Origin of the sequence: Marinomonas sp. TI.3.20, from assembly GCF_038155025.1 — a bacterium.
Lineage (GTDB): Bacteria > Pseudomonadota > Gammaproteobacteria > Pseudomonadales > Marinomonadaceae > Marinomonas > Marinomonas flavescens.
The window spans coordinates 39806-66277 of record NZ_JBAKAS010000003.1; the positions used below are offsets into that span (position 1 = coordinate 39806).

25 protein-coding genes are annotated in these 26472 nt (G+C 42.7%); 8 read left to right on the forward strand and 17 right to left on the reverse strand.

Annotation, left to right across the window (positions count from 1 at the left end; genetic code table 11):
* Positions 1-108: 108 nt before the first annotated feature.
* The 16 genes from dnaE to rpsB form a co-directional block, all read right to left on the reverse strand.
* Positions 109-3585 (reverse strand): DNA polymerase III subunit alpha, encoded by a 3477-nt coding sequence (gene dnaE / locus V6259_RS04375; protein ID WP_341583463.1) that lies wholly within the window; start codon positions 3583-3585, stop codon positions 109-111.
* 4 nt (positions 3586-3589) lie between these two features.
* Positions 3590-4189, reverse strand: coding sequence for a ribonuclease HII (rnhB, locus tag V6259_RS04380; RefSeq protein ID WP_341583464.1), 600 nt, complete (start codon positions 4187-4189; stop codon positions 3590-3592).
* Entirely contained in the window at positions 4189-5337 is a 1149-nt protein-coding gene (gene lpxB / locus V6259_RS04385; protein ID WP_341583465.1) for a lipid-A-disaccharide synthase, read from the reverse strand. The genes rnhB and lpxB overlap by 1 nt, the downstream gene beginning before the upstream one ends.
* Before the next feature lie 76 nt (positions 5338-5413).
* On the reverse strand, positions 5414-6190 hold the full coding sequence (lpxA, locus tag V6259_RS04390) for an acyl-ACP--UDP-N-acetylglucosamine O-acyltransferase (RefSeq protein WP_207923236.1): 777 nt from the start codon (positions 6188-6190) through the stop codon (positions 5414-5416).
* Positions 6190-6630 carry a 3-hydroxyacyl-ACP dehydratase FabZ gene (gene fabZ / locus V6259_RS04395; RefSeq protein WP_341583466.1) on the reverse strand — a complete coding sequence of 147 codons (441 nt, stop codon included), beginning with the start codon at positions 6628-6630 and terminating at the stop codon, positions 6190-6192. Before fabZ ends, lpxA begins: the two co-directional genes overlap by 1 nt.
* A 6-nt stretch (positions 6631-6636) precedes the next feature.
* On the reverse strand, positions 6637-7668 hold the full coding sequence (gene lpxD / locus V6259_RS04400) for a UDP-3-O-(3-hydroxymyristoyl)glucosamine N-acyltransferase (protein WP_341583467.1): 1032 nt from the start codon (positions 7666-7668) through the stop codon (positions 6637-6639).
* 3 nt (positions 7669-7671) lie between these two features.
* Positions 7672-8166, reverse strand: a complete 495-nt coding sequence (locus V6259_RS04405) for an OmpH family outer membrane protein (protein WP_341583468.1) — start codon at positions 8164-8166, stop codon at positions 7672-7674.
* A gap of 34 nt (positions 8167-8200) precedes the next feature.
* Entirely contained in the window at positions 8201-10519 is a 2319-nt protein-coding gene (gene bamA / locus V6259_RS04410) for an outer membrane protein assembly factor BamA (RefSeq protein WP_341583469.1), read from the reverse strand.
* 10 nt (positions 10520-10529) lie between these two features.
* Positions 10530-11876, reverse strand: coding sequence for an RIP metalloprotease RseP (gene rseP / locus V6259_RS04415; protein WP_341583470.1), 1347 nt, complete (start codon positions 11874-11876; stop codon positions 10530-10532).
* The gene (gene ispC, locus V6259_RS04420) at positions 11873-13048 is read right to left on the reverse strand and encodes a 1-deoxy-D-xylulose-5-phosphate reductoisomerase (protein WP_341583471.1); all 1176 of its coding nucleotides are present in this window, start codon (positions 13046-13048) and stop codon (positions 11873-11875) included. Before ispC ends, rseP begins: the two co-directional genes overlap by 4 nt.
* Positions 13048-13851 carry a phosphatidate cytidylyltransferase gene (locus V6259_RS04425; protein WP_133011924.1) on the reverse strand — a complete coding sequence of 268 codons (804 nt, stop codon included), beginning with the start codon at positions 13849-13851 and terminating at the stop codon, positions 13048-13050. Before V6259_RS04425 ends, ispC begins: the two co-directional genes overlap by 1 nt.
* A gap of 3 nt (positions 13852-13854) precedes the next feature.
* A complete protein-coding gene (locus V6259_RS04430; RefSeq protein ID WP_133011925.1) occupies positions 13855-14586 on the reverse strand; it encodes an isoprenyl transferase in 732 nt (243 codons plus the stop codon).
* 52 nt (positions 14587-14638) lie between these two features.
* Positions 14639-15196, reverse strand: coding sequence for a ribosome recycling factor (frr, locus tag V6259_RS04435; RefSeq protein WP_133011926.1), 558 nt, complete (start codon positions 15194-15196; stop codon positions 14639-14641).
* Positions 15197-15203: 7 nt separating this feature from the next.
* Positions 15204-15926 carry a UMP kinase gene (pyrH, locus tag V6259_RS04440; protein ID WP_133011927.1) on the reverse strand — a complete coding sequence of 241 codons (723 nt, stop codon included), beginning with the start codon at positions 15924-15926 and terminating at the stop codon, positions 15204-15206.
* Between the two features lie 130 nt (positions 15927-16056).
* On the reverse strand, positions 16057-16917 hold the full coding sequence (gene tsf / locus V6259_RS04445) for a translation elongation factor Ts (RefSeq protein ID WP_341583472.1): 861 nt from the start codon (positions 16915-16917) through the stop codon (positions 16057-16059).
* A gap of 85 nt (positions 16918-17002) precedes the next feature.
* Positions 17003-17740 (reverse strand): 30S ribosomal protein S2, encoded by a 738-nt coding sequence (gene rpsB / locus V6259_RS04450; protein ID WP_133011929.1) that lies wholly within the window; start codon positions 17738-17740, stop codon positions 17003-17005.
* Positions 17741-18063: 323 nt separating this feature from the next.
* Between rpsB and map the strand changes: the two genes are divergently transcribed.
* The 5 genes from map (at position 18064) to V6259_RS04475 (ending at position 24381) form a co-directional block, all read left to right on the forward strand.
* Entirely contained in the window at positions 18064-18921 is an 858-nt protein-coding gene (map, locus tag V6259_RS04455; protein ID WP_341583473.1) for a type I methionyl aminopeptidase, read from the forward strand.
* Between the two features lie 81 nt (positions 18922-19002).
* Positions 19003-21696, forward strand: a complete 2694-nt coding sequence (gene glnD / locus V6259_RS04460; protein ID WP_341583474.1) for a [protein-PII] uridylyltransferase — start codon at positions 19003-19005, stop codon at positions 21694-21696.
* An 8-nt stretch (positions 21697-21704) separates the two neighbouring features.
* Positions 21705-22907 carry a succinyldiaminopimelate transaminase gene (gene dapC, locus V6259_RS04465; RefSeq protein WP_341583475.1) on the forward strand — a complete coding sequence of 401 codons (1203 nt, stop codon included), beginning with the start codon at positions 21705-21707 and terminating at the stop codon, positions 22905-22907.
* A 29-nt stretch (positions 22908-22936) separates the two neighbouring features.
* Positions 22937-23974, forward strand: a complete 1038-nt coding sequence (gene dapD, locus V6259_RS04470; protein WP_341583476.1) for a 2,3,4,5-tetrahydropyridine-2,6-dicarboxylate N-succinyltransferase — start codon at positions 22937-22939, stop codon at positions 23972-23974.
* Positions 23975-24033: 59 nt separating this feature from the next.
* On the forward strand, positions 24034-24381 hold the full coding sequence (locus tag V6259_RS04475; protein WP_341583477.1) for an ArsC family reductase: 348 nt from the start codon (positions 24034-24036) through the stop codon (positions 24379-24381).
* Here V6259_RS04475 and V6259_RS04480 read toward each other — a convergent pair.
* Positions 24374-24574, reverse strand: a complete 201-nt coding sequence (locus V6259_RS04480) for a hypothetical protein (RefSeq protein ID WP_133011935.1) — start codon at positions 24572-24574, stop codon at positions 24374-24376. The genes V6259_RS04475 and V6259_RS04480 overlap by 8 nt on opposite strands.
* A 76-nt stretch (positions 24575-24650) precedes the next feature.
* Here V6259_RS04480 and dapE point away from each other — a divergent pair, with 76 nt between their 5' ends.
* Genes dapE through V6259_RS04495 form a run of 3 tightly spaced genes read left to right on the forward strand, consistent with a single transcriptional unit; the run spans position 24651 to position 26449 of the window.
* Positions 24651-25802, forward strand: a complete 1152-nt coding sequence (gene dapE, locus V6259_RS04485; RefSeq protein ID WP_341583478.1) for a succinyl-diaminopimelate desuccinylase — start codon at positions 24651-24653, stop codon at positions 25800-25802.
* Entirely contained in the window at positions 25799-26071 is a 273-nt protein-coding gene (locus V6259_RS04490; protein WP_133011937.1) for a hypothetical protein, read from the forward strand. The genes dapE and V6259_RS04490 overlap by 4 nt, the downstream gene beginning before the upstream one ends.
* A 3-nt stretch (positions 26072-26074) precedes the next feature.
* Positions 26075-26449, forward strand: a complete 375-nt coding sequence (locus V6259_RS04495; protein ID WP_341583480.1) for a hypothetical protein — start codon at positions 26075-26077, stop codon at positions 26447-26449.
* The last annotated feature ends 23 nt before the right edge of the window (positions 26450-26472 follow it).

Consider the following 26472-nt stretch of genomic DNA (forward strand, 5'->3'; position numbering starts at 1 on the left):
TTACACTGCTATTTGGTTGCCATCAAATACAAGGCAAAATACATTTTGCCATCTGCTCTGTCGACGCCGCTTCTCGCAACGCTATTTTGTACAAACTATAAAATGAGGCTAAGTATACACTAGCTGAACATTTTGTTTACCGTATTGTTTCTGAAGTTCATGAATTAATTCGTCATTAGGTAAAATTTTCCAATTTGACCCTAGTCGAATATCACCATGAGCTTGGTCTGTATCAAACCCAATAACTACATCACATCCGTTCCCTCGAAATGGTTCCATGTATTTTGCCAATTGCTGGATGGCCTTGGCAGTCACCGTTTCTTCACTCCATGTTATACGCAATGCTTCTACATATCGAACTCGTGCTTGTGGTATATCGAAAATATTACGAGCGATGACTTTTTGGCCACCTCGGAACTCATCAATATTTATCTCCCCTTCAACCACCACGACTTCATCTTTTACAATGACGCCTTTTAAGGCTTCGTAGCTATCGGGAAACACAGTCACTTCTATTCGTGCCGAACGATCATCCAACGTCACAAAGGCGATATTGCCACCTTTTTTACTTTTGGTAATTCGTAAATCCACGATTAACCCTGCCATCACCTGGGTGTCACCACGTTTTGGTTGCAAATCAACGATACGAGAACGCGCGAAACGACGAATTTCTTTTTCATATTCATCGATCGGATGACCCGTAACATAAAGACCTAATGTGTCTTTTTCACCATCCAGACGCTGACGCCCAGACCACTCATGTTGAATACCGATTTCATCGTAAGCATTCTCTGTTGGTTCATCAACCGCGATACCAAACAAATCCATCATACCCGCATCTTTACTTTTTGCGGATTGATCTGCTCTTTTCAAGGCCCCATCAATCGATGCAAACAAGGTTGCTCGATTTGGTCCTATGGTATCAAATGCTCCGGAACGCACTAGCGCCTCCATTACACGCTTATTAACTTTGCGCCCCACTCGCTGACAGAAGTCAAAAATATGCTCAAACGGTCCCTCTTTTCGCGCTTCAACAATTGCTTCAATTGGACCTTCGCCAACGCCTTTTATAGCGCCTAGACCGTAGACAATTTCACCGGCAGGTGTCACGGTAAACTTATAAACAGACATATTTACGTTAGGCAATTCTAACGGTAGTTTCATCGAGCGACATTCTTCGATAAAAATAACGATCTTATCTGTATTCTGCATATCCGCCGATAATACAGCCGCCATAAATGGGGCTGGATAATGTCTTTTTAACCAAGCTGTTTGATAAGACACCAAGGCATACGCTGCCGAGTGAGATTTGTTAAATCCATAGCCGGCAAATTTTTCCATCAAGTCAAAGATGTTACCGGATAATTCTTTGCTAACATTGTTTTTGAACGCGCCTTCCATAAAGATTAAGCGCTGCTCGGCCATAACTTCGGCTTTCTTCTTACCCATCGCTCGACGCAATAAATCGGCGCCACCTAACGAGAATTTCGCCAGCACCTGAGCAATTTGCATAACCTGCTCTTGGTACAAAATAATACCGTACGTTGGCTCCAGAACAGGAACCAGATCTTCATGTTGGTAATCAGGATGCGGGAAAGCCAATTCGGCTCGACCATGCTTACGGTTGATGAAATCGTCCACCATGCCAGAACCCAAAGGTCCCGGACGGAACAAGGCCACTAAGGCGATAATATCCTCAAAACGTGAGGGCAATAACTTCTTGATCAACTCTTTCATACCACGGGATTCCAGCTGGAATACCGCTGTCGTTTCCGCTCGCTGCAACATGTCGTAAACGGATTTTTCTTCCAAATCGATCAAGGCAATATCAAGTGGCGGCTTGCCTGCCAACTCATGGATCTGGTTAATGTTCTTAACCGCCCAATCCACTACCGTCAGCGTTTTCAACCCTAAAAAGTCGAACTTAACCAAGCCCGCTTCTTCTACATCGTTTTTATCGTATTGAGTCACCAAACCTGAGCCATCTTCTTCACAATACAAGGGTGAAAAATCGGTTAGTTTAGTTGGCGCGATTACTACACCACCAGCGTGCTTACCAAAGTTACGCACGACGCCTTCAAGAGAAAACGCCATTTCCATAATTTCGGCAGCATCCTCGTCTCCGGCTAAAAATTCAGGTAAAGCAGGTTCTTCCTCTAACGCTTTTTTAAGCGTCATGCCAATTTCAAAAGGAATCAGTTTAGACAGTTTATCACCTAAACTATAAGGCTTACCTTGCACCCGTGCGACATCACGCACCACCGCTTTGGCCGCCATCGCACCAAACGTAATAATCTGAGAAACCGCATCACGCCCATAGGTTCGAGACACATAATCGATTACCTTATCTCGGTTTTCCATACAAAAGTCGATATCGAAATCCGGCATAGAAACACGTTCAGGGTTCAAGAAACGCTCAAATAGTAAGTCGTATTCAAGAGGGTCCAAATCGGTAATTTTAAGCGCATAAGCAACTAAGGAACCCGCACCAGAACCTCGTCCTGGGCCGACTGGAATATCGTTATCTTTCGCCCATTGGATAAAGTCCATTACGATCAAAAAGTAACCGGGAAATCCCATTTGATTAATGATGTGCAGCTCAAAATCAAGTCGATCCCAGTATTCTTGTCGGCGTTTTTCAATACGCTCACCATACTTATTAACCAAAAAATTAAAGCGATCTTTCAGCCCGTCATAGGAGAGGTTTTTGAAGAACTCATCCATCGTTAGGCCATCAGGAACAGGAAAGTCCGGTAAGAAGTACTTACCAAGCAATACATCGACACTGCAACGTTTGGCAATTTCTACGGTATTCTCTAGCGCCTCTGGAATGTCCTCAAACAAGGCTTCCATTTCTTCTGCGGTTTTAAAATATTGCTCTTCAGAATACCGACGCTTACGACGCGGGTCATCTAAGGTAACGCCATCATGAATACAGACTCGCGCTTCATGAGCTTCAAAGTCTCCACGCTTTAGAAAACGCACATCATTGGTCGCGACAACAGGACACCCTAGTTCGGAAGCAATTGGAATAACGCCATGAATAAAACGCTCTTCCCCTGGTCGGCTTGTTCTCTGAAGCTCAACATAAAAACGATTAGGAAAAACCGACATCCAATAAGCTAATTGCTGTTTCGCTTCATCAGGATGGCCTTTTTCTAGCAAGAGGCCGACATCACCTTGCCGAGCTCCTGAAAGCGCAATAACATCTTCACTGTGTTCTTCAACCCATTGACGCTTAATAATTGGACGACCATCAACTTGCCCCAGTTGATAACCTTTAGAAATCACCTTAATGATATTTTTATAGCCTTCATTTGACATAGCCAACAAAGTCAAACGAGAACGTTCTTCAACAACCTCGTTTGCTTCTAGCATCACATCAGCGCCACAAATAGGCTTAATCCCTTTATCCATTGCGCCTTTATAAAAACGCACAAAACCACACAAATTATTTTCGTCGGTCATGGCTACAGCAGGCATCGAAAGGCTTTCAGTTGTATTTAATAAGCCTTTAACTTTCACTAATCCATCGACTAAAGAAAATTCTGTATGAACCCGTAAATGGATAAACGATGTAGACAAAATATTATCCTTCTAAAATTTTCTTCACAGGGCCGAAACTGCGCCTGTGGATAGGGGTAACGCCAAGCTCTTTTAGCGCGGCAAGATGCTGCACCGTAGGATAGCCTTTATGCTTTTCAAGGCCATAACCTGGATAGACTGCAGCCATTTTTACAATTTCATGATCTCTCGTCACTTTTGCCAAAATAGACGCTGCTGAGATCGCGGCATGACGAGCATCGCCTTTTACAACCGCTTCAGCAGGACAAATCAAATCTTTAGGCACGCGATTTCCATCAATCAATGCATGCTCAGCTGGTACTGACAATTGATTCACAGCGCGACTCATCGCCAACATACTGGCATGGAGAATATTTAACTGCTCAATTTCTTCTACGCTGGCACTAGCGATGGCGTAAGCAAGGGCTTTTTCTTTAATTTCAATAAATAGTGCTTCACGCTTCTTTTCCGATAATTTTTTAGAATCTGCCAAGCCTTTAATAGGCTGCTTAGGATCTAAAATAACCGCAGCAGCAACCACACTGCCAGCTAACGGGCCTCGTCCTGCTTCATCTGCCCCAGCAATAAGATCACCAAAGTAGAGAGTACTTACAAAGGGTTCCATCAATTCAATTTCCCTTCGACAAGATCCACCACTGCTTGAGCGGCCGTTTCACCCGCATTTTTACGCAGCATCAGATGCAGCTCTTTATAGTGCTTTTGAATATTCTGGTCGCCGAGAAATGACTGCCAAGTTTGCAGTAAACGACGGCTTAAATTATCGGAGGTGGCTTGATCCTGAATAAGCTCTGGCACTAACGCATCATTGGCTAACAAATTGGGCAGTGATACATAGGGAACTTTTAGCATTCTTGACATAATGGCGTAAGTTAACGCACTAAATCGATAAGCCACTACCATCGGGCGCTTAACCAGCATCGCCTCTAGAGCGGCGGTTCCAGACGCCAATAAAATAGCATCACTTGCCGCCATGACAATACGTGACTGACCATCAACCACAACAGCCTCGGTATTGGCTTCATGAAGCAAGGCCTCAATCTGCTGCCTACGCTCTTGATTCGCCGCCGGTATTAAAAAAGTAGCATTAGGCTGTTGTTGTTTTATGAGTTTCATTGTTTCAATAAATAATGGGGCTAACTTACCCACTTCACCAGCCCTTGAGCCTGGCAATATAGCAAACACTGGCCCATTCAATTCAGGAAGATGTAACTGAACTCTCGCTTCTTGAGCGTTGCTTTCAAGGGGGATGTCATCAGCCAAGGTATGACCGACACACACAACTGGAATCTTATGTTCATGATAAATTGGCAGTTCAAATGGGAACAGCGCCAACATCAGATCTACAGATTTTTTAATTTTGAAAATACGTTTTTGACGCCAAGCCCAAACAGAAGGACTAACGTAATGAACTGTTTTGATTCCTGACTCTTTTAGTTTTTTTTCTAGAGGGATATTAAAATCTGGAGAGTCTATTCCGATAAATGCCGTTGGTGGGTTTTTAAGGCAAGCCTGATACAGTTGTTTACGTATTCCTAAAAGCTCACGCAGCCGCCCCAACACCTCAACCAATCCCATCACAGAAAGTCGGTCCATAGGCACAATACTTTTCAAGCCTTGAGCTTGCATCAATGGCCCACCAATACCTTCAAAGGTCGCTTCTGGTTGCAAAATTTTAAGATGCGCAATCAGACTAGCACCAAGAATGTCGCCTGATGCCTCTCCCGCTACTATTACATACCGCGTCAACGCCATTCAATTTCTTCCATATAAATAATAAAAACCCCGAATGAATCCGGGGTTTTCTTTCACAATATCTAGCAAGCAATGTTTAACGAACAATGCCGCGCTTAGAGCGCCGGATAGACAAAACAAAGTCAATTACTTCTGGAATGTCATAGATAGCATCATTTTCAAGCTCCTTTAACGCATATTCTAAAGTCATTCCCTTTAGATATACCGTTTTGTATGCCTTACGAAGCGCTTTAATAACAGCTAAGGGAACGCCTCTACGACGCATTCCTTCGAAATTCATTCCATGCGCTTTAGCTGGACTACCAGAGACCATCATAAACTGTGGAACATCTTTCGCTACCATCGAACCCATACCACACATACTGTATGAGTTTACTTGGCAGAACTGGTGAATTCCGGTGTAACCACCCAATATAACAAAATCTCCCACTGTTACATGACCCGCTAAGGCAGCGTAATTTGCGAAGATATTGTTATTGCCAACGACACAGTCGTGACCGGTATGGGTACTTGCCATAAACAAGTTATGATCACCAATCTGAGTTATACCATTATCTTGTATCGTGCCACGATGAATCGTCGCATTCTCACGGATAATATTATAATCCCCTATGATGAGCTTTGTTGGTTCACCTTTATACTTTTTGTCTTGATTTGCCTCACCAACTGAAGCAAATTGATAAATTTCATTATGGCTACCAATGGTCGTATGACCATTAATAACCACATGAGATTTAATAACGCTACCCGCGCCAATCTTTACATTCGGCCCAATAACAGAAAAAGGTCCCACTTCAACGCTGGAATCCAGTTCTGCTTTTGGGTCAACTAAAGCTGTAGGGTGTATCGTCACTATACCTTCCTGTCTGCACACATGATTGTTGCTGAACATGCAAGCTCGCCATCAACGGTTGCTCTACACTCGAATTTCCAGATACCACGTTTCTCGGTGATAATCTTAGCTTCTAATTGTAGTCTATCACCAGGCACAACGGGACGTTTAAATCGCGCTTTATCAGCACCAACAAAGTAATAAATAGAACCATCTTCTGGGGTTTTACCCATGGTTTTAAAACCAAGCACACCTGCAGCCTGTGCCATTGCTTCAATAATCAGAACACCTGGCATAACTGGATAGTTAGGAAAATGTCCGGTGAAGAAGGGTTCATTCACTGTTACGTTTTTATAAGCGACAATAGAATCATTTAGATTAATCTCAATAACTCGATCTACTAGTAAAAATGGGTACCTATGGGGTAAGTATTTACGGATTTCATTTACGTCCATAATCATTTAGCATCAACCTTCTGTTAAAAGCTTATTAACTTGCTGTTCCAGTTTTGAGATTTGTTTTGCCATATCATCGATTCTTCTTAGTCTTGCCGCCGAACGTCGCCATTTATCCGTTGGCTCTAATCCTGTTCCAGAGGAATACGATCCCTCCTTAAGAATTGACTTACTTACCAAACTCATTGCTGTTATATGTACACAGTCTGCTATTTTTAAATGGCCAACTATGCCAACGCCTCCTGCAATAGTACAGAAAGAGCCTATTTTAGTGCTGCCAGCAATCGCCGCACAGCCTGCAATTGCGGTATTATCCCCAATTACAACGTTATGAGCAATTTGAACCTGGTTATCGATTTTAACACCATCACCGATTTTTGTATTCTCAATAGCACCACGGTCAATGGTGGTGTTTGCACCAATTTCTACTCGATTGCCGATTTCCACAGAACCAAGTTGATTGATTTTTTCCCATCCCTTTTTCGTCGGCGCAAAGCCAAAGCCATCAGCGCCAATTACTACACCACTATGAATAATACAATCCGTACCAATTGAAACATCATGATAGAGGGTTACATTAGGATAGATATGGCATTTTCTTCCAATTCGAACACCACGGCCAATAACGCATCCTGCTCCAATCACACAGCCATCTTCAATCACAGCATCAGCATCGATCACCACATTGGGCGCAAGAATAACATTTTCTGCAACAGTAGCGTCTTTAGAGATCACACAACTTACATTTACCCCTTCCCACTGTTGAAGAGTAGGAACGAATAAATGAGATAACGCGGCAAAAGCTAAATAAGGATTTTTTACGATAATGGCATTTTCTACTGCCAATGAAAGCTCATCGTCCTTAACAAGCACAGCGCCTAGTGTCGTAGAAGCCAGTTGACTCTGATATTTTGGATTCGCCAAGAAACCTATTTGGTTTGGCGTCCCGCTTTCAAGCGTCCCTAGCCCTTCAACTCTTAAGTCGGGGTCTCCTTTTACTCTACCCTCAACCTTCTTTGCTAACTGGGCTAGAGTATAATCCATGTTTTACTTACCTTTATTAATACGATCGATCAATTCTTTTGTAATGTCTGTATCGGCCTTGGCATAAACAACGGTCTCTCTATTTAAAACCAAGTCTAACTTACGCTCTTTAATGATTTCTTTTAACGCTACTTCACCTTTTGGGGTTAGCGAGTTAATCAGTGTTTGTTCTAATTGTTTTGCTTGTCGCTGCATGCCAGCCGCCATATTTCGCACTTGCCCCTCACGCTGAGCAAAAGCAATACGACGCTTTTTTAAATCTTCTGGGCTTAATGTAAGTTCGTCACGCTTCAGGTCATTAGCCATCTGCTTCAACTCACCTTGCTCTTTCTTTAGCCTAGCATCCATCGCTGCAACTTGTTTCTTGGGCTCTACTGCTGCTTTTTGACCGACGTTGCTTTGCATTAAAGCGGCGCGAAAATCGACAACAGCGACTTCACTTGCGTGCACACTGCCGATTAACAATAGCCCTACAAGAGCGCCTAATAAGTTTTTCATGTATGTTCTCCTTGTTATGCGTTCTTAAACCAGCTTAAAAAGTGGTTCCTAGCTGGAATTGGAAGAAATCAGTATCATCGCCATCTTTAGCATTCAACGCTTTAGCTATATTAAATGATAACGGCGCGATTGGCGTAATCCAGGTCCAACTAAAACCAACACTATAGCGTAACTCATTAAGATCAACGCCCTCTGTACACTCTGTATTTCCTGAAAGACAGGAATCAGTAAATACATTACCACCATCTAAGAAGATAGAAGTTCGAATTGATTTATGATCTTCAACCATCGGCATCGGGAAAATAATCTCAGCCGTTCCCGTTAATAACGCATTCCCCCCCATAGCCGAACTACTAGAGCTCGAAGTGCTTGGATATGAGTTTTTTGGTCCTAACGAAGAGGAACTGTAACCTCGTACCGAACCTGTACCGCCAGCGTAATAGTTCTCATAGAAAGGTAACTCTGATGTATCACCATAGCCGTTCGCATACCCTACTCTACCTTTTACATGAAAGAGCCAAAGGTTAGAATTCTGAATATTCCAGTATTTCTGAGAGGTTAACCCTACTTTGTAATACTGTTGATCACTAACCGGAGTAGATACTTGTAAACTAGCACTGGTTGAATAACCGTTTGTTGGCAGTACACCACCGATCAAATCACTATCGCTCCACGATATTGAAGCAAGTAAATCATCAAAAGAGTCGCCATTGGTAGAGACAAAACTACTTGTTTCCTGTGATGGGTCATCACTCAAATTAATATTGGTTTCCTGCGCGGTCACACCAAAAGTAATTCGCTGTGTGTCAGAAATTGGGTAACCATAAGTGAGCCCAGCACCAATTTTATCAAGTTGATAATCCTCTATATCAGAATCATCATAATTACTACTTTGATAATAAAGCTTAGCACCACGACTAACACCATCTACCGTAAAGTAAGGGTTAGTATAACTAATTGTATAATCTGAATAGCTACTGGCGCGAGTGGCGTTAAATGCTAACTTATTCCCCGTCCCCAAGAAGTTTGACTTAGAGATACCAAAACCTAGAATCAAACCATCTGAGTCAGAAAAACCAATGCTTGCTTGAATACTGCCAGATGCCTGCTCTTCTACCGTCACATCCAAATCCACTTGATCAGTTGTGCCAGGAACACGACGTGTTTTTATATCGACTTTACTAAAGAAGCCAAGACGTTCAATACGACGTTTGGATGCTTGGATTTTAGAATGCGTCGCTAACGTTCCTTCAAACTGAGTCATCTCACGACGCAACACTTCATCGTGAGTTTCGCTATTACCACTAAAAGTAATACGACGAACATAAACCTTTGGTCCTGGGGTAATTTGATACGTCAAATTAACGGTATGATTATCAAGTTTCTCTGGAAGCAAGTTAACATTTGCAAACAGATAACCGTGATCACCAAGCTCTGCTGAGATGTTATCGATAATAGTCGTCACTTGACTACGAGAGAAAACATCTCCTTTTTTCTGATCGATTTTCTTCCAAACTAAATCTTCGGAAATTGGAAGACTACCGTTTAGTGATACATTGTTAATAGTGTAAGGTTTGCCTTCGTCCACATTAATGACAACATAGACGTCTTTCTTATCAGGAGACAGACTTACCTGGCTTGACTCCACTTTAAAATCTAAATAACCGCGGTCTAGATAAAAACTTTTTAAAGTGTCTAAATCGCCCTGTAATTTCGCCTTACTGTATTCATCAGCAGAGCTAAAGGGGTTCCAAGAGGCTCCTTTTTCACCTGACTGAAAGTCTTTTGTTAGCGTTTCATCAGTGAAGGCTTTATTACCAACAATGTTAATGTGGACAATTTTTGCCGTCTTACCTTCGTCGATTTTGATCGATACACGAATCCTGTTACGCGGCATTTTTTTAGTAGTAACATCTACTTTTGCACCGTATCGACCCAACGCATAGTACTGACGCTGTAATTCTTGTTGAATTTTATTCAAAGTTTCGGGCTTATAGATTTCACCCACCTCTAGGCCAGATAGCTTCAAGCCTCGCTTAAGGTCTTCGGTTTTAATTAGATCATTACCTTCGATCGTTAAATCACCGATAGAAGGCCTTTCATCTACTTTAAACGTTAAGACATCTTTGTCTTCATAGACATCAATGTTACTAAAATAGCCCGTTCCAAAAAGCGAATTAATGGCCTGATAGACTTTATCAGAATTATAAGACTGCCCTTGTTCAAAACCAATAATGTCAAATGCTCTTGATGACGGCATTTGAACTAAGCCATCAATACGGACATCTTCTATATTTTTAGCGACACTTTGCATGCTTATCAAAGCCAACAATACTGCTGAAACGACCTTCACATATACCTCACTACAAACGGGCAATATCGTTAAAAATGGCTATCGCCATCAACGTAAACAATAAAAAAGCACCAACACGATAAGCCATGCTCTGTATTTTTTCAGAGACAGGTTTTCGACGAATAGCTTCGATGCCAAAAAACATTAAATGCCCACCATCTAACATAGGAATGGGCAATAGATTCAACACACCCAAACTCACACTTAGATAGGCCATAAACTTCAGAAACGATTGCAAGCCAGAGTCAGCTGATGCACTAGCAACCTTGGCAATCGTAATAGGGCCTGACAAATTATCAATAGAAATTAAACCCTGAAACATTTTCCCAATAGATGACACTGTTAGCGCCGTCATTTTCCAAGTTTGCTGCGCGCCATAAGTCAGCGACTCAATCGGGCCAAAATGACGAGTATTCCATAAGCCCGCCTCCATCACTGGTGGCACAACGGCTAATCCAGCATAACCTACAAGGTCGCCATTTCGCTCTATCGACCCAGGAAGTAACATTAAAACAACATTCTTACTTGAACGCATAACATCAATAGAAACAAGACTTCCAGGATGATTCTGGATAAGAGTAACAAACTGCCCCCAATCATCAATAGGTTTACCGTTACCCTCTATTATTTTATCGCCGACCTGAAAACCTGCCTTTTCTGCCGCTCCGTTTTTTACCACTTGGGCGATAACAGGAACGACCTTAGGCTGCCAAGGAGTTAACCCAAATTCACCAATTAAATTGTTAGAATCTTTGCCTGCCATCCAACGATTTAATGTCAACGTATCCGTTTCTTTTTCTTTACTTAATAAATCTTGATAGCGCACGGTAATGGTTCCGCTAGCACCAATCAAGTCTGCTAACACTAAATTTACATCTTCCCATGAACTTACTACTGAATTGTTGATGGATAAAAGCTCATCTCCAGGCTGAATATTCGTTTGAGCAATGGGTGATTGAGGCTGAATATGCCCTACTTTTGGCGTTAAAGATTGAATCCCCATAAGAGCCACAATGGCATAAATAACAATGGCAAGAATAAAATTAGCGATAGGACCTGCAGCCACAATGGCGAAACGCTGCCATACAGATTTGTTATTGAATGCCTCTGACTTTAAATGCGCAGGTACATTACCTTCACGCTCATCTAGCATGCGAACATACCCGCCCAAAGGAATCATCGCGAGGGTAAATTCAGTCCCTGTCTTAGCAACAAAGCGGTAAATAGGCTTTCCAAAACCAATCGAGAAACGCAGGACTTTAACGCCGCATTTTCGAGCAATAAAATAATGCCCAAACTCGTGAAAAGTAATCAGCACACCTAGTGAAATAACGATCGATAAGATATTTTGAATCATATCCAAACTCGTGCCTCGATAATGTTTTTTGCTACTCGACGAGCATTTTCATCCGCTTCAAAAACGACCTCAAGTGACGCGACAGGATGACTCTCAAGTTGATTCAGTACTTCGCCATTAATCGTCGCGATATCAAGAAAACCTATTTTTCTTTGAAGAAAGGCCGCAACAGCGACTTCATTTGCAGCATTCAAGGCTGCCATCGCAGTACCACCACAATACCAAGCATCTGACGCCAATTTTAGGTTTGGAAAACGCTCAAGATCAGGTGATTCAAAATTCAATTGACCAATACCAACCAAATCCAAAGAAGGCACTGACGTTTCAATTCTATCGGGCCATGTCATTCCATAGGCAATCGGTATTCTCATATCAGGGTTGCCCATCTGAGCAATCACAGAACCATCCACATAAGACACCATGGAGTGAATAATACTTTCTGGATGCACTACAACGTCAATATCCGCAGGAGTAACTCCAAATAACCAGCAAGCCTCAATAAGCTCTAAACCTTTATTCATCAAAGAGGCAGAGTCGATAGAAATTTTTTGCCCCATTGACCAATTAGGGTGCTTGCAAGCCTGCTCAGGAGAAACGTGACGCATATCGTCTAAAGTCCAAGAACGAAATGGTCCACCTGATGCGGTTAGAAGGATTTTTTTGACATCCTTTTTAGTTGCGCCTAAGACACTTTGGGGCAAGCTTTGAAAAATGGCATTATGTTCGCTATCAATGGGTAACAGCATCACGTCATGCTTCGCGACCTCATCCATAAATAACTTGCCTGCGGTAACAAGAGATTCTTTATTTGCTAAAAGGATACGTTTTTTTGCGCGAATACCTGCCAATGTTGGTTTAAGGCCTGCAAAACCCATTATCGCTGCCATCACCTGATCAACTTGAGGGTCAGCAGCAATACTATCAAGCGCATCACTCCCCCACTCAAAGGAAATAGGTAACCCATGGCATTTTGCTGCTAATTCATCACGCGCCTTCTCAGAGCCCATCACAACTCTTGCAGGACGAAAACGTCGGCAAATATCCGCCATCTTATCAACACTAGAATGGGCCGAAGCGCAGACTAGCTGAAATTTATCTGGGTGTTGTTTGATAATATCAAGCGTGCTTTGTCCGATAGACCCCGTAGCACCTAGCAAACAAATACCTTGCATCACAACCACCCAAAAACGCTAAGCAAAAGAACAAATACCGGGGCAGCCGCGGTCAAACTATCGACGCGATCCATAACCCCACCATGACCTGGAATCAAGCGGCTAGAATCTTTCAGTGATTCATGACGCTTAAACAAACTTTCCGTAAGGTCGCCCAATACTGAAACAAATACGGTCACCAAACCAATACTCGCCAACACACTCCACTGAACAAGCGAAAACTGGACGATATAAGAAAAAAGGCCTATTCCAATTTGAGTAAATATTAAACCACCAACAACACCTTCCCAAGATTTTCCGGGACTAACATGCGGTGCTAATTTATTTTTGCCAAAAGCCTTGCCTGAAAAGTAAGCACCTGAATCTGCGCCCCAAATCAACCCCATCAATAGCAAGACCCAAACAACAAAGTTAGTAGATTGCTTTAGAACAACCAAAGAAGACCAAGTAGTTATGAGAATAAGTAAGCCAAATAACAAACGGCTGGACTGATAACGCCACCCTTTCAGAGACGGATAACTCATCACCCAATAAAGAGCCAGCAACCACAGAACAGGAGCGATATACAGAATCGTTTTTTGAAAGTTTTGCTGGTAAGTGACGTAGCACAACACCCCAACGACTAACGCAAAAACAATTCGTAAAACGAATGATTTAACGCCTGACAATCTAGCCCATTCCCAGCCAGCCAGTAGCACAACACCACCCATGGCCAACATAAAGCCCGTTTCTTCTAAAACAAAAACGGCACAAATAAACAGAACGACCATAACAATGGCACTAAGAATACGAGGGAGTAACATGAATTATCGACCACCATAGCGACGTTGGCGTTTTTGATAAATATTAATAGCTTCATCAAAATGCAATTGATCAAAATCCGGCCATAATACCGAAAGAAAGACAAACTCAGAATAAGCGGTTTGCCACAATAAAAAGTTACTAATTCGTTCTTCTCCAGAAGTGCGAATCAATAAATCAGGTGCAGGAAGATCAGCGAGCTGCATGTGTTGAGCAACCATTTCCTCATCTATATCGTCTGCTGAAATATTTCCCATTGCTACTTCATTGGCTAACTTTTTAGTTGCCTGAGTGATGTCCCAACGCCCACCGTAATTTGCGGCTATGACAAGAACCATGCCTGTATTTTTAGCCGTCAGCCGTTCTGTCTCTTTTATTTGTCCCTGAAGTTTATTACCGAATCCCGTCAGGTCACCAATAATTCGCAGACAGACTTGATGCTCATTGAGACGTTTCACCTCTTTTTTAAGAGAGCGCATAAACAATCCCATTAATGCATCAACTTCGAGCTGTGGTCGCTTCCAATTCTCACTCGAAAAAGCAAATAACGTAAGCACTTTAACGCCTGCTTTGGCTGCAATTTCGACGGTTCGACGAACAGCAGAAGCCCCTGCAGTATGCCCAGCAATACTAGGAAGGAATCTTTTTTTTGCCCATCGATTATTACCATCCATAATAATGGCAATGTGGCGAGGAATAATATCAGGATTATTCTCTGATTCTGTCAATGCTGACATATTTCTACCTTAGAGAACAAAAAAAGCGAGCTACTGCGCTCGCCCCTTTTATTTAGATTGCCATCAAGTCTTTTTCTTTTGCAGCAAGACGTTCTTCAACTAGAGCAACGTGCTTATCTGTAATTTTTTGCACTTGATCTTGTCCACGACGTTCGTCGTCTTCAGATATTTCTTTTTCTTTTACTAAGTCTTTTAAATTACCATTGGCATCACGACGGATATTACGAATCGATATACGACCATTTTCAGCTTCGCTTTTAGCTTGCTTGAAATAGTTACGACGCGTTTCTTCCGTTAACATTGGCATTGGAATTCGAATCAAACTTCCGTTGGTCGCTGGATTCAGACCTAGGTCAGACTTCATTATTGCTTTTTCAATTTCAGGAACCAAATTACTTTCCCAAGGAGAAACCCCCAAAGTACGCGCATCTTCAACTGTGATGTTCGCAATCTGGCTCAATGGTGTTTCAGAACCGTAATAATTCACTTTAACTGAATCTAAAATACTCGGATGGGCACGCCCAGTACGAATTTTTTTAAACGCAGTTTCTACAGAAGATACTGCTTTACCCATGCGGTCTTCAGCATCTTTAAGAATTTCGTTGATCATAGCTTCCTCACTTAATCAGTGTGCCTTCATCGCCACCAACCATGATGTTAATCAGGGCTCCTGACTTATTCATATTAAATACGCGAACAGGCATTGAATGATCACGGGCTAGACAAATTGCCGTTAAGTCCATGACTCCTAGCTGCTTTTCTAATACTTCATCGTAACCCAATGTATCATATTTGATCGCATCAGGGTCTTTCATTGGATCAGCAGAATAGACTCCGTCTACTTTTGTCGCCTTCAATACAACATCAGCATCAATTTCAATACCACGTAAACAAGCGGCAGAGTCAGTTGTAAAGAACGGATTACCGGTACCCGCTGAGAATATCATCACATCGCCTTCTTTAAGCAAACGCATCGCTCGGCGACGATCATAGGGCTCAACAATCCCCGTCATTGTAATGGCTGACATGACTCGTGTCCGAATGTTTGCGCGCTCTAGAGCATCGCGCATAGCCAATGCATTCATTACCGTCGCCAACATACCCATATGATCACCCGTAACGCGATCCATACCGGCTTGACTTAATGCTTGCCCACGAAAGAGATTACCACCACCGATAACAATCCCAACTTCTACACCAATGCCTCGTAATTGACCAATCTCAAGCGCAATTCTATTTAACACTTTTGGGTCGATTCCAAATGACTCATCACCCATTAGGGCTTCACCACTTAGCTTAAGCAAAATTCTTTTGTAGTTTGGACTCTTTTCTTTTGGCATCTCAATCTCCGACTAGGGTTGTGCCTGAGGCAACAGATAAGTTCTACTTGAATAACCTTCTTATAATACAGCTTTCATAAAAAGGGGCAGTAAAACTGCCCCTTTTTATGAAAAGACATCACAGCAAAGGTTAACCTTTAAGCTGAGCTGCTACTTCTGCTGCAAAATCTACTTCCGCAACTTCAATACCTTCACCTACTTCTAGACGAATGAATGAAGATACTTTTGCGCCAGCGTCTTTTACAAGTTGACCCACTTTGATTTCTGGGTTCTTAACAAAAGGCTGTTCAAGAAGGCTATTTTCAGCCAAGAATTTCTTCATGCGGCCTACAATCATTTTATCAACGATTTCAGCAGGTTTGCCGGCCATATCAGGCTGGGCACGAACAATCTCTTCTTCTTTTGCCAATACATCAGCTGGCATGTCATCACCTTGCACAACGCGAGGAGAAACAGCAGCAACATGCATTGAAACGTCTTTAGCCAATTCAGCGTCGCCGCCTTCAAGCTGAGTCAATACGGCGATTTGACCATTACCATGTAGATAACCGCCAACCAAGCCGCCTTCAACAATAACAGCGCGACGAGGCGTGATATTTTCACCAATTTTTTGAACTAGTGCTTCACGTGCTAGGCCAATTTCGCCAGCAAGCAAGACAGCCATGTCTGTTTCTTTCGTTGCAAAAACAACATCAGCTACTTTATTAGCGAAAGAGATAAACCCTTCGTCACGTGATGCGAAATCAGTTTCAGAGTTGATTTCAACTAACACACCGTAAGAAGAATCATCAGAAACACGCATAATGATTGTGCCTTCAGCAGCAGTACGACCCGCTTTTTTAGCCGCTTTCATGCCGCTAGACTTACGTAGTTCTTCAATTGCTACTTCGATATCAGCATTTGCTGCTGCAAGTGCTTTCTTACATTCCATCATACCCAAGCCAGTGCGCTCGCGTAATTCTTTAACCAATGCTACAGGTACTGCGGCCATTTCAAAATCCTCTCAATACAATTCAAATTTAAAAAAGGGGGCGAGAAGCCCCCCTTTTGAAACCGGAACAAACTAAACAGTTAGCTTACGCTTCTGTAGCCGCTTCGTTTACTTCAACAAACTCATCAGCAGTACCAGCAGTCTCAGAACGACCTTCTAGAACAGCATCAGCGAATGCAGAAACGTACAATTGAACAGCACGAATCGCATCGTCGTTTGCAGGAATAACGTAATCAATACCATCAGGGTTACTGTTTGTATCAACAATACCGATAACTGGAATACCAAGTTTGTTTGCTTCTTTGATCGCAATACGTTCATGATCAACATCAACAACAAACAAGACGTCAGGAAGACCGCCCATATCTTTAATACCACCCATAGAAAGCTCAAGTTTTTCAAGCTCACGAGTACGCATCAAGGCTTCTTTCTTAGTTAGTTTTTCGAAAGTACCATCAGACATTTGGCTTTCAAGTTCACGAAGGCGCTTGATAGAAGCACGGATCGTTTTGTAGTTTGTCAACATACCACCTAACCAACGGTGATTTACGTATGGCATACTAGAACGAGTAGCTTGTTCTTTAATTGTTTTAGATGCAGCACGCTTAGTACCCACAAACAAAACCTTGTTTTTGTTCTCAGCCATTTTCTTAACAAGCTCTAGAGCTTCGTTAAGAGCTGGAACAGTATGCTCAAGGTTAATGATATGGATTTTGTTACGAGCGCCAAAAATGAAAGGCTTCATTTTTGGGTTCCAGTAACGAGTTTGGTGACCAAAGTGTGAACCGACCTGTAGAAGGTCTCGCATAGAAACTGTAGGCATTTTACTATCCTTTAATTTGGGTTATTTAAGCTTATCAACCAAGCGCGTCAGCCAGACAAGGTTTAAAGCAACCATTGGCACCCCAGACACACTCACTCAACGTGATAAGTTCGTTAGTTTAATATTGGTTTTGCTTTCATTTGAGCCCAAGCCCAACAAGCCGGCGATTTATACCATATTCTAGAATAAACCAAAAGACCTAGGTGATGTTTTTAAGGATAAAACCTCCTGGTTTTTTTCATCTTCAAAGGGGCGATTCTCCCTAACAAGTCATGTAGAATAAGAGCAAATTTACTACACCAAATATTGAAAGACACTTTATTATGAGCAACGATATTTTAAAAAGAGTAGAAGAGTTAACTAAAAATGGCCGCAGCGAAGTCCCTAGCTGGACACCTCGACCAGCCGCCACACGTTTCACTGACATCAGCGATATTGAAGGCATGCGCACAGCTGGAAAACTAGCCGCTGACGTACTGATTATGCTGGAGGAATTCGTCGTTCCTGGCGTCACCACAGACCAACTCGATATTATTTCTCACAATTACACAGTTGATGTTCAAGGTGCTATTCCTGCGCCGTTAAATTACCACGGCTTTCCTAAGTCTTGCTGCACCTCTGTTAACGATGTTATTTGTCACGGTATTCCTAATGACAAACCTCTAAAAAAAGGTGATGTAGTTAACATCGACATTACCATCATTAAAGACGGTTATTACGGTGACACTAGCCGCATGTTTTTTGCAGGAGAAGTTGCCCCACACGTAGAACGCCTATGCAAGGTTACCCAAGAAAGCTTATACCTTGCTATCGATATGGTAAAACCAGGCGTACGCCTTGGTGATATAGGCGCGGCCATTTCCGCTTATGTACACAAACACCACTACACAGTCGTCGAAGAGTATTGCGGCCATGGTGTCGGAACCACATTCCACGGAGAACCTCAGGTTGCTCACTACGGCACCCCTGGTACTGGCGTTATCTTAGAAGAAGGCATGACACTAACCATTGAGCCTATGGTTAATGCCGGCAAAAAACAGGTGAAACATACTGGCCCTGACAACTGGATAGCGAAAACGAAAGATGGTCGCTTATCCGCTCAGTATGAGCACACCCTTTTAATTACAGCAACAGGCGTTGAAATACTCACTAAACGACCTGAGGAAACACGCTTTTTCTAATAAGAAGCGTTATTTCACAGCATTTGAATGTTTTTGGGTTAATTATTAACTTCTTGATCACGCACGCTTCGAGGCACACGTATGGACTTCCCTGCTTTTCCAGATGCTCCGCCATTACTAACAGCGGATGAAAAACACGAACTAGCGCAACCATCTTGCCCGATCCAGCGATACAAAGCCGTTCTTGAAGAAAAAACTGCCGCTTACAATGACCTTTTTCATGCTCTTTATCCAATAGAGAAACTGGTTAAAGGCCTATCTGTTGTTTACGACGAAGCCCTTCAAGCTGCATGGATAGCTAAAGGACTCGATACCGAAACCTCTGTCAGCCTAGTTGCTGTCGGTGGATACGGACGTGGCGAACTACACCCAAAATCTGATATCGACCTCCTTATTCTCGTCGATGACAATGCCGCTCCAGAAAAAGACAAAATTGAAGCCTTCATCACCCTACTTTGGGACATCAATCTTGATGTTGGGCATAGCGTTCGCACCATTAGCGAATGCGTAGAAATGGCCGAAAAAGACATTACGGTTATCACCAACCTAATTGAGTCAAGAACACTATTCGGCTCTGAAGATTTATTGGCCAACGTTAAACTAAATACTGACACTGCTCATATGTGGGATGGCCACACCTTCTACAAAGCAAAACTAAAAGAGCAAAAACAACGTCACGCAAAATATCAAAATACAGCCTATAATCTAGAGCCCAACTTAAAAGAGTGCCCTGGCGGACTACGCGACATGCAAGTAATTGATTGGGTAGCCAAACGGCACTTACACACCCATAGACTAAGCGCGCTAATAGACAAATCCTTTTTATCTGAAGACGAATACATTCAACTAAAAGGAGCGGTAGGAAACCTTTGGCGTATTCGCTGGGCCCTTCACATGATCGCCGGTAGAAAAGAGGACAGACTTCTTTTTGACCATCAAAGAACGCTTACTAAAGTGTTTGGATTTGAAGATGACGATCTCAAGCGAAACGTAGAACGCTTCATGCAAGGTTATTACCAAAGCGTTGCAGCCATCCAGCAATTGAACGATCTATTACTGCAGCATTTTGAAGAATCATTTTTACTGAACGATGCCGAAGACGCAATTGAAGTCATCAATGATCGCTTTCAAATCTGCAACGGCCAATTGGAAGCAAGGTCCACATATCTCTTCCAAGACACTCCCTCAGCCATGTTGGAAATATATGTACTCATTGGCAATAATAAGAATATCAAAGGCATTCGAGCAAACACTATGCGACAGCTTCGAGATAGCCTAGATCTTATTGACGACACCTTTCGTAATGACAGAAAAAATACCGACTTATTCTTAGACATCATTGCCAGCCGTTACAGCCTAACCAGCATTCTACGATCGATGAAGCACATTGGTCTGCTGGGACGATATTTACCAGAATTTGGTGCCATCATCGGACAAATGCAACACGACCTTTTTCATATTTATACAGTAGATGCACACACCTTACATCTAGTCGAAAATTTACGCCGCCTTTGGTCTCCTGAGTTTAAACAACAGTTTCCCATTTCATCACAAGCCATACGACATCTACCTAAAGTCGAACTTCTTTATATAGCGGGACTGTATCACGACATAGCAAAAGGCCGTGGTGGAGACCACTCCGAACTAGGCTGTGTTGACGCTCAAGCTTTTTGCGAACGTCACGGACTACCCAAAAAAGACACCGAACTGGTTGTTTGGTTGGTTAGAAACCATTTATTTATGTCAGTAACTGCGCAACGTAAAGACATATCAGACCCTGAAATCATCTGGGAGTTTGCCAGCTACGTAAAAGACCAAGAACACCTAGATTATTTATTTATATTAACCGTAGCTGACATCAACGCCACCAATCCGACAATGTGGAATAGTTGGCGAGCCTCCTTGATGAGACAACTTTATTTAGAAACAAAACGCGCTTTACGACGCGGCTTGGACTACCCCATCGACGCCGACATGCAAAGCGACGAACATAAACAACGCGCACTAGAAGCTCTCATCGAAAGAAATGTCGATTTCACTGACGCTGAAGAAATCTGGGAAAAAATAGAAGAAGAATATTTCATTCGCTCTAATGGTGACGAAATAGCATGGAATACTGAAGCTATATTACATCATCGCCCGAGTATTAAACCGCTTGTGGCCATTGCTCCACTAGGAGGCCGTAACTTCTCTGGTGCCAGCAAGGTATTTATTTACACCCTAAACAGCCGGCATTTATTTGCCGTTACCGCGACCATCTTTGAACAGCTTGGCTTAACCATTCTTGATGCAAAAATAAGCAATACAACAGACAATTACACGCTTGATACCTTTGTTGTTATGGATATTAACGACAACGACACAAATCTACACCTAGACAAAGAAAGAATCACTTTAATCCAAGAGACACTAACAGAACAATTAAATAACCCTTCACAATACGAGAGTTTGGTACAACGTTACACACCACGAATACTAAAAATATTTAACTCACCATCAACCGCACACTTCGTTAGCCAACCAGAAGAAGTGTGGTCCGCTCTTGAAGTAACAGCGCCTGATCGCCCTGGTCTTTTAGCACTTATTGGGCAATTTTTTGTAACAAACAAAATAATGCTGCACAAAGCAAAAGTTGCAACGCTAGGCGAACGAATAGAAGATACTTTCTATATTACAGAAGAAGATGGTGATCTTATTACGGATCTAGATCGTATGGATGCCATTTGTATATCATTAAAAGAAAAAATTGATCATTTTTCAAAAGCCACGGATTAAGCAGCCCGATGAACCCTTTTATACATTCTTTGCACCCATATCCCTTCCAGAAGCTTGCAGAGCTACTAGAAGGGCACACTCCTAATCCGGATAAAACACTTATTCGGTTAACGATTGGAGAGCCGCAACACCAATCTCCAAGCTTTGTTCTGGAAAAACTAGCAGACAAGCTTGATGGTGTAAGCAAATACCCAAGTACGAAAGGGGAATTACCACTTCGTAACGCCATCGCAGAGTGGACAAAGCAACGCTTTCATTTAGCAGCGCTCGATGCTGACACTCAGGTCCTTCCTGTCACTGGAACCCGTGAAGCACTTTTTGCTATTACACAAACCCTTGTTGGCGAAAAAGAAAAACCTCTGGTTGTTAGCCCTAATCCTTTTTATCAGATTTACGAAGGGGCCGGTATATTGGCTGGCGCAGAACTCCACTTTCTGCCTTGTAGTCCTGAAACATCGTATCGAGTCGATTATCAAAATGTAAGCGATGACATATGGCAACGCTGTGAACTGCTTTTTGTGTGTTCACCAAACAACCCTTGTGGCAGCGTTACCAGCCTAGAGGATTACGCCTACCTTATCGCAAAAGCAAAACAGTATAATTTCACCATCGTGGCAGACGAATGCTACTCAGAAATCTATTTTGACAACAAAGCACCATTAGGCCTACTGGAAGCTTGCCAACAATTAGGCAATACCTCTTACGATCACTGCCTGATATTTCAATCTCTATCAAAGCGCTCTAACCTACCAGGCTTACGTTCCGGCTTTGTCGCCGGCGATGCCAGCTTACTTAAGCCATTCTTGCTATATAGAACCTACCAAGGCTGTGCGATGCCCATACACCACCAAGAGGCTTCCATTTCCGCTTGGAATGATGAAGAGCATGTTGCTAAGAACCGTGAAATCTACACTCGTAAATTTGACAGCGTATTAGACATATTGTCACCTGTAATGAAGGTAACTAAGCCAGAAGCAGGGTTTTACCTATGGCCAGAATTGGATATGAACGACGAAGCTTTTTGTATCGCACTTTACGAACAAGCCTCTGTATTGGTTCTCCCTGGAAGCTATCTAGGCCGTGACGTAAACGGTAAAAACCCAGGTAGCAAACATGTACGTATGGCACTCGTTGCAGAAGAATCACAGTGCGTTGAAGCCGCGAAACGTATCCACGACTTTCTAACAGACAACAAATTAACAAACAAATAACCCCTTTTAAAAACTCACTGGAGAACATAATGAGTGATCAAATTTTCGCGTTCGGTCTTGGTATCGGCACCCAAAACAAAGAAGGAAACTGGCTAGAAGTTTTTTACTCGCTACCAAGTAAAAACGTAGAAAAAAGCACCTTAGATGCCTTACTTGAAAGCACCAACTATGAAGGTGGTAATAGCACTCTTGTCTTGGATGAAGGCGATCTTAACCGCCTCCACATGAGCCTTCTAAAAGCTGGCAATATTGAGCAAGCTGAATTGGCATCCAAATTAAAAGCGTCGACTCAACCAATCGTGCTATGCGTACTAGCAACTGACGAAGCACCGACGAATCCCGCTGAAGTGTACTTAAAGCTTCAGCTAATCTCACATCGCCTAGCTACGCCACACAGCACAGTACTAGATGGCATGTTTGGTTTGCTCATCAATACAGCTTGGACTAGCGAAGGGCCTATTGATGTTCGTGAGCTAGCAGACCGTCAGTTAAACGCTCGAATGCAAGGCCGCACAATTGAGGTATTCAGCGTTGATAAATTCCCTAAAATGCTCAACTTCATCGTTCCTACTGGAATTCGAGTTGGCGATGCTGCTCGCATCCGTCTGGGCGCTCATTTAGGCGAAGGCACCACCGTTATGCATGAAGGCTTTGTAAACTTCAATGCAGGTACATTGGGTGTAAGCATGGTGGAAGGTCGAATTTCTGCAGGCGTCGTGGTTGGCAATGGCTCTGATTTAGGAGGCGGCTGCTCAACCATGGGCACACTGTCAGGTGGTGGCAACATCGTCATTGGCGTTGGCGAAAAATGCTTGATTGGCGCCAACTCAGGCATTGGTATTGGCCTTGGTGATCGCTGCACCGTAGAATCTGGGCTTTACATCACAGCAGGATCGAAAGTAGCCGTGCTTGATGAAAGTAATAATGTTGTGTCTGTCGTAAAAGCGCGCGACCTTTCCGGCCAATCAGATTTACTATTCCGCCGCAATTCAGAAACTGGCGCTATTGAATGTAAAACAAATAAAACAGCCATCGAACTAAACGCAGCATTACACGCTCACAATTGATCTAACAAATAGGCCATACTGTCACTATATTGATAATATGGCCTTTTTTTGGAGTAAATATGATTACCCTGTATGGCATTAAAAACTGCGACACAATGAAAAAAGCGTTTCGCTGGCTAGATGAAAATCACATTGAATACCAATTTATCGATTACAAAAAAGTCGGCGTAGATAAGGCATTAGCAGAGCAGTGGCTGGATCAATTAGGCTGGGAAAGCATCATCAATAAACGTGGAACCACGTGGCGTAAGCTTGATGACAATAAAAAAGAAACAATGAATAATGCAACGGCGCTAGAAACAATCATTGAACAACCGTCAATGATTAAGCGCCCACTACTCATTAAAGACAATGACATTCTCTTAGGTTTTAGCGCTGCACAATACCACGACAGTTTGCTTAATTAACGGTTGATGGATAAGACAATGGCAACTCTTTATTCGACTTTCTGACGATCGGTATCACACTAGGGGTATAGCCTGAATTTGATACGTCTGAGCGTATAACGGGAACAAAATAGGTTTCTTGAGAAATAGGCTCTTGCCATAAACTACAAGCACTTAACGACATTCCCAATAAAATAATGACACTTAATTTCATAACCCACCTTTATCAAATCCCCTGAATACAGACAGGATAATTTATAAAGCGGTGAAAACCAACACAAAGGTAAAAAATGACTGATTTATCCCCTACCCTAGAACTGGCTATCGATCTCATTTCACGCCCTTCAGTAACACCAGAAGACGCAGGCTGCCAAGAGGTAATGATTCAACGCCTAGAACACCTTGGTTTTCAAATAGAAACAATGCCTTTTGGCGAAGTGAAAAACTTCTATGCAAAACATGGCACCTCTGGCCCTAATCTTTGCTTCGCAGGACACACAGATGTCGTACCAACAGGTCCAGAAGAAGAATGGAAAGTAGCGCCTTTTTCTCCAGAAATCATCGATGGCGTACTTTATGGACGCGGTGCTGCGGACATGAAAGGCAGCCTTGCTGCTATGATTACAGCCGTAGAAAACTTTATCACTAAAAACCCAAATCACGATGGGCAAATTTCTTTTCTAATCACCAGTGACGAAGAAGGGCCTTTTGTTGACGGCACCACTCGCGTTGTCGACACGCTAATAGAAAGAAAAGAAACCGTAGACTGGTGCATTGTGGGCGAACCTTCTAGTACCAACACGCTAGGCGACATTATCAAAAATGGTCGTCGAGGTTCATTTAGCGGCAACTTAACAATACATGGTAAACAAGGGCACGTAGCCTACCCGCACCTAGTCCAAAACCCGATTCATCTTGCTGCGCCCGTTTTAGCTGAGCTTACGAACACACATTGGGATAGCGGTAACGATTTCTTCCCACCCACTAGCTTTCAAATTTCGAACATAAACTCAGGGACAGGCGCGACCAATGTTGTGCCTGGTAAACTTAATACGCAATTTAACTTCCGTTTTTCCTCTGAACTCGACTTCGACACATTAAAGGCTCGTGTTATTGAAATACTGGATAAACATGAATTACGCTACGATGTAGAATGGACGTATAATGGCTTACCTTTTCTGACTCGCCCGGGTGAACTTGTTGAAGCAATCTCTGCTGCAATACAAAGTACTGTTGGCATAACACCAGAACTATCAACCTCTGGCGGCACTTCAGATGGGCGTTTTATTGCAAAAATGGGCACACAAGTTGTTGAGCTTGGTCCTATTAACGCAACCATTCACCAGATCAACGAGTGTGTCGAAGCCGAAAGCCTTAACCAACTAAGTCGCATCTATGAAGGCATTTTAATCAACTTATTCACCAAGACTAAGCATCCATGAAAACAAAAAGTCGCCTACATAAACTTGCAATGAAACTGGGCAATAACCCGCGACTTGCATTGATTAAAATGATTCAAGGCGGCCTTCTGTTTGCATTTGGTGTTCTTATGATCATGGTGTCCAACCAGGTTCTGAGCGACTCGATTCCACAAGAACTTATTGCTTTAGTAGGTTTGATTATTGCGGGAATTGGCGTTCTCTGGACCTTGGTCGGATATTTATCGATGAGCGTATTAAGACTGTATAACATGATCAATAAAAAGGATTAAACGATGCAACCAGATATCGAAATATATGTATTATCTTGCCCAACTGATAATATTATCTCTTGGCTTAGTCAGAAGTTTACTCTACTTGAACAGACACATCCGTCATCTTTATGCACTAAAATGAAACTTGAATTTGATGGTCATACCATCCCTGTTACTATTTTAGAGCAAGCCTCAGGCAAACGCTTTACTTCAATCTGGTTTGACTCCAGCAACACCCCATGGCAAGACGACACTCTCTGCGCCAAAGACGCTTACAGCAATCTAAACTGCGAAGTGCGCTGCAACTATCAAAGCTGGGAAGAAGAGGGAGAACAAGACCTAGACCAATGGTGGAAAATTAACAGCTTCGGTGAAGGGCCATTTATTTGGACCTAACACTCTAGCACTCTCATTAACAA